11 protein-coding genes are annotated in these 13,767 nt (G+C 72.5%); 10 read left to right on the forward strand and 1 reads right to left on the reverse strand.

What is annotated here, in order from left to right; translation table 11 throughout:
- Nucleotide 1: 1 nt before the first annotated feature.
- Entirely contained in the window at nucleotides 2-1,438 is a 1,437-nt protein-coding gene (locus ABD875_RS12975) for a serine/threonine-protein kinase (RefSeq protein WP_345177999.1), read from the forward strand.
- Between the two features lie 3 nt (nucleotides 1,439-1,441).
- On the opposite strand, the gene ABD875_RS12980 is transcribed toward ABD875_RS12975, so the two are convergent.
- Nucleotides 1,442-2,077 carry a hypothetical protein gene (locus ABD875_RS12980; protein ID WP_345177383.1) on the reverse strand — a complete coding sequence of 212 codons (636 nt, stop codon included), beginning with the start codon at nucleotides 2,075-2,077 and terminating at the stop codon, nucleotides 1,442-1,444.
- Between the two features lie 81 nt (nucleotides 2,078-2,158).
- Here ABD875_RS12980 and paaN point away from each other — a divergent pair, with 81 nt between their 5' ends.
- The 9 genes from paaN to ABD875_RS13025 all read left to right on the forward strand — a co-directional run bounded on the left by paaN (nucleotide 2,159) and on the right by ABD875_RS13025 (nucleotide 13,767).
- Complete coding sequence (paaN, locus tag ABD875_RS12985; protein WP_345177385.1) at nucleotides 2,159-3,823, forward strand: phenylacetic acid degradation protein PaaN; 1,665 nt, start codon at nucleotides 2,159-2,161, stop codon at nucleotides 3,821-3,823.
- A 152-nt stretch (nucleotides 3,824-3,975) separates the two neighbouring features.
- Complete coding sequence (locus ABD875_RS12990) at nucleotides 3,976-5,391, forward strand: DHA2 family efflux MFS transporter permease subunit (protein ID WP_345177387.1); 1,416 nt, start codon at nucleotides 3,976-3,978, stop codon at nucleotides 5,389-5,391.
- Between the two features lie 38 nt (nucleotides 5,392-5,429).
- The gene (locus ABD875_RS12995) at nucleotides 5,430-6,950 is read left to right on the forward strand and encodes an amidohydrolase (RefSeq protein WP_345177389.1); all 1,521 of its coding nucleotides are present in this window, start codon (nucleotides 5,430-5,432) and stop codon (nucleotides 6,948-6,950) included.
- Between the two features lie 227 nt (nucleotides 6,951-7,177).
- Nucleotides 7,178-8,305 carry an ROK family transcriptional regulator gene (locus tag ABD875_RS13000; protein WP_345177392.1) on the forward strand — a complete coding sequence of 376 codons (1,128 nt, stop codon included), beginning with the start codon at nucleotides 7,178-7,180 and terminating at the stop codon, nucleotides 8,303-8,305.
- Between the two features lie 83 nt (nucleotides 8,306-8,388).
- Nucleotides 8,389-9,684, forward strand: a complete 1,296-nt coding sequence (locus ABD875_RS13005; protein WP_345177394.1) for an extracellular solute-binding protein — start codon at nucleotides 8,389-8,391, stop codon at nucleotides 9,682-9,684.
- Nucleotides 9,685-9,783: 99 nt separating this feature from the next.
- Nucleotides 9,784-10,695, forward strand: coding sequence for a carbohydrate ABC transporter permease (locus ABD875_RS13010; protein ID WP_345177396.1), 912 nt, complete (start codon nucleotides 9,784-9,786; stop codon nucleotides 10,693-10,695).
- Nucleotides 10,695-11,534 carry a carbohydrate ABC transporter permease gene (locus tag ABD875_RS13015; protein WP_345177399.1) on the forward strand — a complete coding sequence of 280 codons (840 nt, stop codon included), beginning with the start codon at nucleotides 10,695-10,697 and terminating at the stop codon, nucleotides 11,532-11,534. The genes ABD875_RS13010 and ABD875_RS13015 overlap by 1 nt, the downstream gene beginning before the upstream one ends.
- On the forward strand, nucleotides 11,531-12,880 hold the full coding sequence (locus tag ABD875_RS13020; protein WP_345177401.1) for a glycoside hydrolase family 3 N-terminal domain-containing protein: 1,350 nt from the start codon (nucleotides 11,531-11,533) through the stop codon (nucleotides 12,878-12,880). Before ABD875_RS13015 ends, ABD875_RS13020 begins: the two co-directional genes overlap by 4 nt.
- Nucleotides 12,868-13,767 carry an ROK family protein gene (locus ABD875_RS13025; protein ID WP_345177403.1) on the forward strand — a complete coding sequence of 300 codons (900 nt, stop codon included), beginning with the start codon at nucleotides 12,868-12,870 and terminating at the stop codon, nucleotides 13,765-13,767. The genes ABD875_RS13020 and ABD875_RS13025 overlap by 13 nt, the downstream gene beginning before the upstream one ends.

Below are 13,767 nucleotides of genomic sequence, written 5' to 3' on the forward strand. Positions count from 1 at the left end.
CATGCCCTCTCGCCTCGGTCGCTACGCCGTGCGCCGACGCATCGGGTCGGGCGCGTTCGCGACGGTGTGGCTCGCCTACGACGAGCAGCTCGACTCGCCGGTCGCGATCAAGGTGCTGGCCGAGAACTGGACCGAGGACCAGCAGGTGCGGCAGCGGTTCCTCGAGGAGGGCCGGTTCCTGCGCAAGGTCGAGTCGCCGTACGTCGTGTCGGTCTACGACGCCGGCGAGCTCGAGGACGGGCGGCCGTACCTCGTGATGTCGTACGCCGACCAAGGCACGCTCGCCGACCGGCTCGGGGTCGAGGGGCTGTCGACCGCGCAGGCGCTGGAGGTGGTACGCCAGGTCGGCGCGGGTCTCCAGGCGTTGCACGAGCGCGGCGTGCTGCACCGCGACGTGAAGCCGGCGAACGTGCTCTTCCGCGCCGACGGCGACACCGTGCGCGCGATGGTCGCCGACCTCGGGCTCGGCAAGGCCCTCGACGTGTCGTCGCGGCTGACGATGATCGCCGGCACGCCGTCCTTCGTGGCGCCCGAGCAGGCGCAGGGCGAGCCGCTCGACCCGCGCTCCGACCTGTACTCCCTCGCCGCGCTGACCTACCTGCTGCTGTGCGGCACGGCGCCCTACGCCCACGCGTCGCTCTCCGCGGCCGCCGCCCCCGGACCGCCGCCGCCCCTGGTTGCGACGAGGCTCCCGGCCGAGGTCGAGGCGGTCGTCCACCGCGGCCTCGCCCCGGATCGCGAGGACCGGTGGCCGGACGTCGCGACGTACGTCGACGCGCTCGCGGCCGCGCTCGGGCCCGAGGCGACCGCCGTCCGCTCCGGTCCCTGGTTGCCGCCCGACCCCCAGCTCACCCAGCCGGGGGCGCGGCCGACCGCGCTGCCGTCGGAGGACCCGCTTCCCCCGCTGGGCCGACCGCGGCGCAGCCGCGCGCGGTACGCCGCCGCAGCCGTCGGCCTGCTCGTGCTCGCCGCCGCCGGCCTCGCGGTGGGCTACGTCGTGTCGGACCGCGACCCCGACGAGCTCACCGTCGACGACGAGACCGGCACCCTCAGCGTGACCGTGCCGCACGACTGGGCAGACACCGTCGCAGACGGGTGGCGGCCGCCGAACCAGCCGACCGAGGTCCCGGCGATCGCCGTCGGCACGTCGGAGGACTGGCAGCGCGACGAGGACGGCGAAGGCGTGTTCGTCAGCCTGCTGACGGAGACCGACCTGCCCGACCAGGTGCCGCAGCACCCCGAGTGCGCGCGGGTCGACGAGCCGATCACCGACGCCGACTCGGAGACGGTCTTCTACCGCGACTGCCCGGCCGGGGTCATCGTCGAGCGGGTCGTGCAGCTCACCACCAACCGGCTGCTGTGGGTCCAGGTGCGCAGCGACGACACCGCCACCGCGAACCGGGTCCTCGACGACGTCGAGGCGCACGGGTTCGGCTGAGGATCAGCTGACGGTCACGGCGTTCGTGATCCGGGGGAACAGGTCGACCATCCCGTCCCGGTCGGCGATCCGGCCGATCAGCGCGACCGACGCGATCGCGTTGCCGTCCGGGCCGGGCAGGAAGCGCTCCATGGCCAGGCGCCGGTGCTCGTCGGAGACGTACGTCGCGGTGAACGAGTCGGCGGTTTGGCTCTCGACGTCGAAGTCCTTCACCGACTCCGCGTCGTCGAGCGCGGTGATCCGGTCCGCGAGCGCCTTCGGCACGGGTGAGTACAGGTTGCCGATCTGCCGGACCCGCAGGAAGTAGGTGTTCTGCTCGTAGTCGTCGTCGGGGTACCAGCGCCACTCGCCGGAGGTCGGGTTGGTGCGCACCCAGCCCCTCGGGACGGGCAGGCTCAGCGGGAACGGCGGGCTGCCCACCGTCTCCGGACGCGTCCGTACGCCGGCGGCGAGCGCCGGGTACGCCGAGTCGGGCACGACCTTCGTCGGCGCACCCGGCCACGACGGCTCGACGGCCTCGATGGGGTGCGCCTCGTCGAGATGCCGAGGGCCGTCGTCGGCCTCGCTCCCTGCGGCGTAGCCGGCCGCGAGTCCGAGCAGCACGAGGGCGAGCGCCAGCCCGATCCAACGCACCCTCACGGAGCGAGGGTAGCCCGCCTGACCGTGTGACAGTTCTGTGCAAGAGTGTCCGTGAACTGTCACAACCCCGGGAGACGCGCGATGACCGAGACCCTGCTGGACCGCCACCGTGACCGGCTCGACGCGGCGGTCGCCGCGTGCGCGAGCCGTGCGTACTTCTCCGCGTTCGACGAGTCGCCGTCGCCGCGCGTGTACGGCGAGAGCGCGGCGGCCGACGGCAAGGCGGCGTTCGAGGCGTGGCTGGGACGTGAGTTCCCGCTGACGACGCCGGGCGCGGTCGGTGGCGTGTCGACCGAGCGGTCGCCGTTCGGCTTCGACCTCGACGTGTCCTACCCGCGGGCTGTGGACGTCGACGCGCTGGTGTCGGCGGCGAGTGCTGGCATGAGGGCGTGGCGGGATGCCGGACCGGACGGACGAACGGGGGTGTGCCTGGAGATCCTCTCCCAACTTCACACACGCATCTTCGAGCTGGCCAACGCGGTCCAGCACACGAGCGGGCAGGCGTTCGTGATGGCGTTCCAGGCCGGTGGGGCGCACGCGCTGGACCGGGCGCTGGAGGCGATCGCGTACGCCTGGACCGAGATGACCCGGACGCCGGCGACGGCGCTCTGGGAGAAGCCCGGCCGCGGTGAGCCGCTCCGGATGGAGAAGACGTTCACCGTGGTGCCGCGCGGCGTCGCGCTGGTGATCGGCTGCAACACGTTCCCGACCTGGAACTCGTGGCCGGGCCTGTTCGCCTCGCTGGTGACCGGCAACCCGGTCGTGGTGAAGCCGCACCCGGCGGCCGTGCTGCCGCTCGCGATCACCGTGCAGGTCTGCCAGCAGGTGCTGAGCGAGGCGGGCTTCGACCCGAACCTGGTCACGCTCGCGGCCGAGGAGGCCGACGACCACCTGGCCGCGACCCTCGCGGTGCGGCCGGAGGTGCGGCTGATCGACTTCACCGGCGGCAACGCGTTCGGTGACTGGCTCGAGGAGCACGCGCGCCAGGCCGTGGTGTTCACCGAGAAGGCGGGTGTGAACACCGTCGTCATCGACTCCACCTCGGACTTCGCGGCGATGTGCCAGAACCTCGCGTTCTCGTTCTCGCTGTACTCCGGCCAGATGTGCACCGCGCCGCAGAACGTCTACCTCCCGGCTGCCGGCGTCTCCACCGAGGACGGCGTGAAGTCGCCGGCCGAGGTCGCCGCCGGGATCGACGCCGCGCTCGGCCGGCTGCTCGGCGACGACGCCCGCGCGGTCGAGCTGCTCGGCGGCATCGTCAGCGACGACGTGCTCGCGCGGCTCGACGCCGCGAGCGCGCGCGGCGACGTGCTGGTGGCGTCACGCACCGTGACGCACCCGGCGTACGACGCCGCGACCGTCCGCACGCCCACCCTGCTGCGGCTGACCGCTGAGGACTCCGACGTGTACGAGGCCGAGTGCTTCGGCCCGGTCGCCTACCTCATCGAGACCGGCGGCACGGAGGAGTCGATCGCGCTGTTCCGCGACACCGTGCAGGCGCACGGCGCGATGACGGCGGCGGTCTACTCGACGTCGGACGACGTGGTCGCCGACATGCGCGAGGCCGCCCTCGACGCCGGCGTCGCGCTCTCGGAGAACCTCCTGGGTGGCGTCTTCGTCAACCAGTCCGCGGCGTACTCCGACTTCCACGGCACCGGCGCCAACCCCGCCGCGAACGCGTCGTACACCGACGGCGCCTACGTCGCCTCGCGGTTCCGGGTGGTGCAGTCACGCCGCCACGTGTGACGTCTGGCTGGTCCCGCCGGTTGCCGGATTCCCCGGATATCCGGGGATCCATCCACCCCCCAGGCCGATGAATCGAGAAACTTCGCCAGGTCTGTCGAATTCGTAGCTCCCCATTCGTGGAGAAGGTGACCCACCTTCCAGAGGAGACGACGATGACCGACCTGAAGAGCCGCTGGCTCGCGCTGTACGTGCTCTGCCTCGGCGATCTCATGATCGTCTTGGACCAGAGCATCGTGAACGTCGCGCTCCCGTCGATCCAGGAGGACCTGGGGTTCTCCCAGTCCGCGCTGGCGTGGGTGGTGAACGCCTATCTGCTGACGTTCGGCGGGTTCCTGCTGCTGTCCGGGCGCCTCGGCGACCTGCTCGGTAACCGCCGGGTGTTCCTCGGCGGGGTCACGTTCTTCACCATCGCGTCCGTGGCCTGCGGGCTGGCTCCGACCTCGGAGTTCCTCGTGGTCGGCCGCGCGGTCCAGGGCCTCGGTGGCGCCGCGGTCTCGGCTGTCGCCCTCGCGCTGATCATGGGCCTGTTCTCCGACCCGGGCGAGCGCGCGAAGGCGATGGGCGTCTTCGGCTTCGTGATGTCCGGCGGCGGCGCGGTCGGCGTCCTGCTCGGCGGCGTGCTCACCGGCCTGTTCTCGTGGCACTGGATCTTCCTGGTGAACGTCCCGATCGGCATCGCTGTCTGGCTCGCCGCCCGCCGGGCCCTGCCCGCGGATGCCGCCATCGAGCAGCGCGGCCGGATCGACGTCCTGGGCGCCGTCCTGGTGACCGGTGCGCTGATGCTCTCGGTGTACGGCATCGTCTCCAGCACCTGGTGGCTGCTCGGCGCCAGCGCCGCCCTGGTCCTCGCGTTCGTCCTCTGGGAGTCGCGCACGGCGGAGCCGCTCGTCCCGCTGCGCCTGTTCCGCCTGCGCAACCTCGTCGTAGCCCAGGGCGTGGGCATCCTCTGGGCCGCCGCGATGTTCGCGTGGTTCTTCCTGGCGGCCCTCTACCTCCAGCAGGTGCTGGGGTACGGCGCCCTCGAGGTCGGGCTCGCGTTCCTGCCGACCAGCGTGGTGATGGCGTACTGCTCGCTGCAGGTCTCCGACCGCCTGGTGATGCGCTTCGGCATCCGCCCGCCGCTCGTCGTCGGCCTCGGCCTGGCAGCGGCCAGCCTGGCGCTGTTCTCCCGCGCTCCCGTCGATGGCAACTTCTGGGTCGACGTGCTCCCGTCGATGCTGCTGCTCGGCGTCGGCGCCGGCATCGCGTTCAACCCGGTGCTGCTCGCGGCCATGGGTGACGTCGAGCCCCACGAGGCCGGCCTGGCCTCGGGCGTCGTCAACACGTCGTTCATGATGGGCGGCGCGCTCGGCCTGGCCGTGCTGGTCAGCCTGTCGACCTGGCGCACCGACGCCCTGGCCGAGTCCGGGAGCTCCGCGCTCGAGGCGCTCAACGGCGGGTTCCAGCTGGCCTTCGCTGCGGGCGCGGTCGCGGCGCTGCTCGCCGCGGTCGCCGGCGGCGTGCTGCTCCGGCCGAAGCCCTTGGCAGCCCCCGAGCCGGTCGCGGACGAGGAGTCCTGCGCGGCCTGACGATCCCGGCGCAGCCCGCCCCGGATAACGTGCGCCGGGTGAGGAGCACCCTGATCCGCAACGCCCGGCTGGTCCCCGTCCGCGCCGGAGACGTCGCGCCCGACGCCCCCGTCGACGTCACCGTCGAGCACGGTGCCGTCACCGCGGTCGGCGAGAGCCTGGCAAGGCCGGCCAACGCCGACGAGGTCGACGCCGCCGGGCGCTGGCTGATCCCGGGCCTGTGGGACCAGCACACCCACCTGGCCCAGTGGACCCTGACCTCGCAGCGGCTCGACCTCGCCGGCGCCCGGTCGCCCGAGGACGCCATCCGGGCGGTCGCCGAGTGGATCGCGACGTACCCGGGTCTCCCGGTCATCGGCTGGGGCCACCGCTCCGGCGGCTGGGAGCGCGAGGTCACGGTGTCGGAGCTGGACGCGGTCTCGGGTGAGACCCCGGTGGTGCTGATCAGCGGCGACGGGCACCACGCCTGGCTCAACACCACGGCGCTCATGCACCTGGCGCTGCCGGTCCGCGACTCGGTGGTCCGCGAGACCGAGTGGTTCGCGGTCTACCCGCGGATGGCCACGCTGGTCGGCAACGACGGCACCTCGCCGGAGGCCTACCGCCGGATGCTCGACGTCGCCGCCGGCCAGGGCATCGTCGGGATGGTCGACTTCGAGTTCGGCGCCAGCATGGACGGCTGGCTGGAGCGGTGGAACGAGGGCTGCGACCGGCTCCGGATCACCTGGGCGACGTACGCCGACACCCTCGACGACGTGATCGCGGCGGGGCTGCGCACCGGGGACACCCTCCCCGGCTGCGACGACCGGGCCACGATGGGCCCGCTGAAGATCATCAGCGACGGCTCCCTGAACACCCGCACGGCGTGGTGCTGCGAGCCGTACGGCGACGCGCACCGGCTGGAGTACCCCGCCGGCCAGCCGAACCTGTCGGGCGCCGAGCTGCGCGAGCTGCTCGCCCGGGCGCACGCGGCCGGCCTGGAGGTCGCGACCCACGCGATCGGCGACGCGGCGGTCGCGCAGGCGCTGGACGCGTACGCCGCCACCGGCGCCGGCGGCTCGGTCGAGCACGCCCAGATGTGCCGGCGCGAGGACGTCCGCCGGATGGCGGAGCTCGGGATCCGCGCCAGTGTCCAGCCCGGGCACCTGCTCGACGACCGGGACCTCACCGACCGGATCTGGGGCGAGCGGTCCGCGCGCTCGTTCGCGTTCCGCTGGATGCTCGACGACGGCGTCGAGCTGGCGCTCGGCTCGGACGCACCGGTCTCGCCGCTCGACCCCTGGCTGGCGATGGCGGCCGCGGTGCACCGCAGCGCCGATGACCGCGACCCGTGGCACGGCGAGCAGGCGATCACCGTCGCCGAGGCGCTCGCCGCGTCCGTCGACGGCCAGCCGATGGTGCGCCCGGGCTCCCGGGGCGACCTGGTCCTCCTCGACCGCGACCCGCTGCTGCGCGACCTCGACCAGTCCGACACGGCCGCGCTCGGGACCGCCCTGCGCTCGATGGCCTCGGCGTACACGATGGTCGCCGGGCGGACGGTGCACGACCAGACCGCGTAGGCAGGGTCCACGGGGAGACCGGCCACGCGGTCTCCCTGTGGCGGCCGTGGCGCGTGCTGCGGCTGGGGGGCTCCCGGAGCCGGACTTCTCAGGCTTTCCTGGCACTTCTCGGGCGTTGCAACCCCCGAGAAGTGCAGGTTTCCCCGGTGCACCGGGGAAACCAACCGGACGACAAATCTCGCGGAAACGCTTGACGACGAATAAGTAAGTGCGCTGAACTAACAAACGTGACCACGACCTCTCCGGTGGGCCGACCGCTCCGGCCCCGCGGCAAGCGCCTCCAGGAGGACACCCGCCGCCACCACCGGTCGCTGCTGCTGCAGCAGCTGTTCCGCGAGGGTCCGGCCAGCCGCGCCGACCTGGCCCGGACCACCGGCCTGACCCGGGTCACGGTCTCCGACCTGGTCGGTGAGCTGGTCTCCGACGGCCTCGTCGAGGAGCTCGGCGCGCCGGCCGAGACGCGCGTGGGCAAGCCCCCGACGCTGGTCGGCCTGGCCGCCGACTCGGCGCACATCGTCGGCATCGACCTGTCCGCCGAGGACACGATGACCGGCGCGGTCCTCAACCTGCTCGGCCAGGTCCAGCACCGCCACCAGGTCGAGATCGCCGGCGCCAAGGGCGACGACGCGGTCGCGCTCGTGCACCGGCTCGCCGCCGAGCTGATCGCGATGACCGACAAGCCGGTGCTCGGCATCGGCGTCGGCAGCCCGGGCGTCGTGGACGCCGGGGGCACCGTCATCGACGCGCCGAACCTCGGCTGGACCGACATGCCGCTCTCGACCAGCCTCGCCGAGGCCTTCGAGATCCCGGTCGTCGTCGCGAACGACGCCAACACCGCCGTCCTCGGCGAGCACACCTTCGGCGAGACCGGCGACGGCGGCCTGATGGTGCTCCGGGTCGGGATCGGTGTCGGTGCCGGCCTGGTGCTCGAGGGCGCGCTGCTGCACGGCCACCTCGGCGCTGCGGGCGAGATCGGGCACGTCGTCGTCGACCCCGACGGCGAGCGCTGCGCCTGCTCGCGCACCGGCTGCCTCGAGACCGTGCTCGCCGTACCCCACCTGCGCCGGCGGATCGCCGCCGGCGACAGGACCGAGGTCCTGACCACCGCGGGCGAGCAGCTCGGCGTCACGCTGGCGCCGGTGGTCGGCACGCTCAACATCCACGAGCTGGTGCTCAGCGGCCCCGCCGAGCTCCTCGACGGCCCGCTCCGGGAGGCCGTCGACCGAACCATCCGTGAGCGGACCATGCCGGTCAGCTCCGCGGGCCTGGTGGTCCGCACCTCCAACCTCGGCGAGGACGTGGTCCTCGTGGGCGCCTCGGTGCTCGTTCTCGCCGGACAGCTGGGCGTCTCATGACGGCCCGGCCACGTCGTACGACGAGCCGCCGGGGCGCGTCGTCAGCCTGTACCCACCCGGGTACGCAAGAGAGGAACACTGCGGTGCGTATCAAGAAGACACTCGCCGGCGCGGCCCTGGCCACCCTGGCCCTCACCACACTCGCCGCCTGCGGCAGTGACAGCGACAGCGACGGTGACAACTCGGGCGACAGCGCCCCCAAGGCCGCGGACATCCGCGTCTGGCTCAATGGCGCGGACACGCCTCAGGAAGCCCGGGACTGGCTGAAGAAGACCTTCGAGGACCAGAACCCCGGCTCCACCCTGACGATCGAGGAGCAGGAGTGGGACGGCCTCGTCGAGCGCCTCACCACGGCCCTGTCCAGCGACTCGGAGACCCCTGACGTCGTCGAGATCGGCAACACCCAGGCCCCGACGTTCACCTCGGCGGGCGCGTTCTCCCCGATGACCGACCAGCTCGACGAGCTCGGCGGCGACGACCTGCTCCAGGGCTTCGTGGACGGCGCGACCATCGACGGCGAGACCTACGCGGTGCCCTACTACGCGGGCTCGAAGTACATCTTCTACCGCAAGGACCTCCTCGAGAAGGCGGGCCTCGAGGTGCCGACCACGATGGACGAGTTCGTCGACGCGGCGGTCGCCCTCAAGCAGGACAACCCCAAGCCGGCCAACTTCTCCGGCTTCTGGTTCCCCGGCCAGGACTGGCGCAACGGCGCGGCCTTCATCTGGGACGCCGGCGGCGACCTGGCCGTCGAGTCCGACGGTGAGTGGACCGGTTCGCTCTCCTCGGCGGAGTCCGTGGCGGGCCTGGAGCGTGCCCAGCAGCTGTTCCTCGAGGCGTCGGGTGCGCCCAAGGACGGCAACGAGGCCGACCCGTGGACCCCGTTCTGCGCCGGCGAGGTCGGCATGATGTCGACCCCCGGCTGGGTCAAGGGCCTGATCGAGGACCCGGAGACCGGCTGCCCGGACACCTTCGCCAAGGAGATCGGCGTCTTCGCGCTGCCGGGCTCGGACGGCGCGCCCGCGCCGGTGCTGCTCGGCGGCTCGGACATCGCGATCGCCGCGAAGTCGGCCAACCAGGAGCTCGCCCAGAAGGCCGTCGCGCTGATGCTGAGCGAGGAGTACCAGACGATCCTCGCGGAGAACGGCCTCACCCCGGCCCTGAACTCGCTCGCGCCGCTGCTCGGTGACGACGAGTTCGCCCAGGCCACGATCGCCGCCGCGTCGAACGCCAAGCTCACCCCGGCCGCGCCGGGCTGGGCGACCGTCGAGGGCTCCCGTGTCCTCGAGGACCTGTTCAGCGCCCTGGCCCAGGGTGGCGACCCGGCGGAGCTCGCCGCCGACGCCGACGAGCAGATGAACGGCCAGCTCAACGGCTGACCCACAGCTGCAGCAGACGACACGGCCGGGGCGGTGTGATCCGCCGCCCCGGCCGTGCCATGCCCGACCCACCATCATGAGTCCCGGAAGGAGGACCCGATGACCGACACCGCACCGCGCCCGCGGCGTTCACCCCTGCCGTACGCGCTCCTCGTGCCGGCGGTCGCCGCCCTCGTCCTCGCGCTCGGCTACCCGCTCGTGCGCCAGGTGGTGCTGTCCTTCCAGGAGTTCGGCCTCGCCCAGCAGTTCGGCAGGCCGCCGGAGTGGGTCGGCCTCGACAACTACAAGGCCCTGATCACCGACGACTACCTCTGGGTCGTCACGCTGCGCTCCATCGTCTTCTGCCTGGTCAACGCCGTGCTGACGATGGTGATCGGCGTCGGGCTCGCGCTGCTGATGCGGCAGATGTCCAAGGGCGTCCGCATCCTCGTGCAGACCGGCCTGCTGCTCGCCTGGGCGATGCCGATCGTCGCCTCGCTGACCGTGTGGCAGTGGCTCTTCGACACCAACTACGGCGTCATCAACTACCTGCTCACGCAGGCCGGCCTGGACTTCGAGGGCCACTCCTGGCTGCTCCGGCCGCTCTCCTTCTTCTTCGTCGCGACCGTGATCATCGTCTGGATGAGCGTCCCGTTCGTGGCGTTCACCGTGTACGCCGCCCTCACGCAGGTCTCGGACGACCTCATCGAGGCCGCGGAGATCGACGGCGCCGGGCCGACCGCGCGGCTGCGCCACATCATCTTCCCGACCATCAAGCCGGTGCTGATGGTCGTCGGCATCCTGCAGGTGATCTGGGACCTCCGCGTCTTCAGCCAGATCTACATCCTCCAGAAGGCGGGCGGGTCCACCCACGACACGAACCTGCTCGGCACCTACATCTACCGGCTCGGCATCGGCACCGGTGAGTTCGGCATGGCCGCCGCGGTCGCGATCTTCATGCTGGTGCTGACGGTCGCGCTGACCTCGCCGTACCTCCGCGTCATGCTCAAGCAGGAGAAGGAGCAGGACTGATGGCCCGCGCACCTCGCCGCTCGCTGCGGATCACCGCGAACGCCCTCGGGGTCGTCGCGTTCGTGCTCGCGATCTTCCCGGTGTACTGGATGGTCAACAGCTCCTTCCTGCCGCGGAACAAGATCCGCAACCCCGTGCCCACCTGGGTGCCGCTCGGGGGCGACCTCGACAACTACCGGACCGTGTTCGAGGGCGACCAGTTCCTCAACGCGATGAAGATGAGCCTGATCGTCACGATCTGCACCGTGCTGGTCGCGCTCGCGTTCGCGTTCGTCGCGGCGGTGGCGCTGTCGCGGTTCCGGTTCCGCGGCCGGATGTCGTTCATCGTGACCCTGCTGGTGATCCAGATGATCCCGGTCGAGGGCCTGTTCATCTCCCAGTACAAGATGCTCGAGGCGATGGACCTGCTCAACACCGTGATCGGCCTGACCCTGCTGTACGTCGCCCTCGTGCTGCCCTTCACGGTCTGGACCCTGCGCGGCTTCGTCAGCGGCGTGCCGTACGAGCTCGAGGAGGCCGCGATGATGGACGGCTGCTCGCGCGTCCAGGCGTTCTTCCGGGTGACGTTCCCGCTGCTGGCGCCGGGCCTCGTGGCGACCGGGGTGTTCGGGTTCATCCAGGCGTGGAACGAGTTCACGCTCGCCCTGGTCGTGATGACCAAGGAGGACAAGGAGACCCTGCCGTTGTGGCTGACCACGTTCGCCGACGTCAACCGTGGCACGGACTGGGGCGGCATCATGGCCGGCTCCACCCTGATCGCGGTGCCGGTGATCATCTTCTTCCTGGTCGTGCAGGGCCGGATGGTCGGCGGGCTCACGTCCGGGGCGGTGAAGGGATGACGAGTCTCGAGTCCCTCGCCCTGCGGGTGCTGCTGCCCGCCTTCCCCGGGACGACGCTGCCGGCCGACTGGGCCGAGCTGTTCGCCGAGGGTCTCGGCGGCGTCTGCCTCTTCGGCAGCAACACCGCTGACGGCCCGGCCGCGATCGCCGACCTCACCACGTCCATCCGGGCCATCGCGCCGGACGCCGTCATCGCGGTCGACGAGGAGGGTGGCGACGTCACCCGCCTGCACGCCCTGACCGGCAGCCCGGTCCTCGGTCCGGCCGCGCTCGGCGCGGTCGACGACCTCGCGCTGACCCGGGAGACCGGGCGCGCGATCGGGTCCGAGCTGGCCGCGGTCGGCATCGATCTCGACCTCGGCCCGGTCGCCGACGTCAACAGCAACCCCGACAACCCGGTGATCGGCACCCGCAGCTTCGGGCCGGACGCCGACCACGTCGCGCGGCACGTCGCCGCCTGGACCACCGGCCTCCAGGAGGCCGGTGTCGCCGCCTGCGCCAAGCACTTCCCGGGCCACGGCGACACCGCCCAGGACAGCCACCTCGAGCTGCCGACCGTCGACGCCGACCTCGAGACCCTGACGGTCCGCGAGCTCGCGCCGTTCGCGGCGGCCGTCGAGGCCGGGGTCGCGTCGATCATGACGTCCCACATCGTCGTACCCGCCCTCGACCCCGAGCTGCCCGCGACCCTGAGCCCGACCGTGCTCGGGCTGCTGCGCGACCGGCTGGGCTACGACGGCGTCATCGTCAGCGACGCCCTCGACATGGAGGGCGCCTGCGCGGGCCGCGGCATCCCCGAGGCGGCGGTGCTGTCGCTCGCCGCCGGTGCGGACCTGCTGTGCATCGGCGCCGACAAGGACGCCGAGCTGGTCCGCGAGATCCAGGCCGGCATCGTCGCCGCCGTGCGTGCCGGCCGGCTGGCCGAGTCACGCCTCGTCGACGCCGTCGACCGGATCGCGCGGATGCGTCGCTTCGACACCGCCCAGCTGCGTGGAGCCCGCGCGGCCGTGTACGTCGAGGGCGACCTCCCCGACCTGCGCGGTGCCGAGGTCGTGAGCGTCGCCACCGCCGCCAACATCGCGATCGGCGAGGTGCCGTGGGGCCTGACCCCGGACCGGACCATCGCGCCGGGGGAGAGCGCGAGCAGTGACCGGCCTGTCATCCTGCAGGTGCGGGACGCGCACCGCCGGCCGGAGATCGTGGTCGGCGACGCCGCGGTCGTGGTCGAGTGGGGCTGGCCGGGACCGTACGACGGTGCCGTGCCGCGGATCTGCACGCGTGGGTACTCCCGCCCGGCTGCGGCCGCCGTGGAAGAGCTGCTGAGGAAGGCGGGATGGGACCGGTGAACGTCGGGCTGGACATCGGCGCGACCAAGACCCTCGGGCTGGTCGTCGACGACGCGGGCGCGATCCGGGCGGAGGTCCGCGAGCCGACCGAGCCCGGCGCCGAGGGTGTGCTGCGCACCGCGGCGCGCGTGTTCGAGGCGCTGCGCGCGGAGACGGGCGCCGAGCTGACCGGCGCCGTCGGCGTCGGCATCCCGGGTCTCGTCGACACCGAGCGGGGCGCGGTCAAGCACGCGGTGAACCTCGGCGTGAACGGCGACTGGCTGCACCTCGGCGACCTCCTCGCCGACCGGCTCGGCGTGCCGGTCGTGGTGGAGAACGACGTCAACGCGGCCACCCGCGGCGCGGTCGCGATGAGCGGCGAGGACGACCTCGTCTACCTCAGCATCGGCACCGGCCTGGCGGCCGGCCTGGTCCTCGAGGGCCGGCTGCGGCGCGGCGACCACGGCGCGGCCGGCGAGGTCGGCCACATCCCGGTCGACCCGAACGGCGTGCAGTGCGAGTGCGGCCAGCGCGGCTGCCTCGAGACCATCGCGTCCGGCTCCGCGCTCGCCGCCGCCTGGCCCTCGGGCGACGTACCCCCGGCGCAGGCGCTGTTCGCCGCGGCCCGGGCCGGTGACACCAAGGCGGTCGCCGTGCGGGACCGGTTCGCGGCCGGCGTGGCCAGCGCGGTCCGCGTGCTCGCGCTCGCCGTCGACCCGCGCACGATCGTGCTCGGCGGCGGCGTCGCCCACCTCGGTGAGCCGCTGCGGGTCGCGGTCGCCGACGCTCTGCTCCAGCAGGCCGCGTCCTCGCCCTTCCTCGCGTCGCTCGACCTGGCCGGGCGGCTGAGCGTGGTCCCGTCCGACTACCCGGTCGCCGCCGTCGGTGCGGCCATGCTCGGTCGATGA

The sequence above is a fragment of the Nocardioides caricicola genome, assembly GCF_039541135.1.
Lineage (GTDB): Bacteria > Actinomycetota > Actinomycetes > Propionibacteriales > Nocardioidaceae > Nocardioides > Nocardioides caricicola.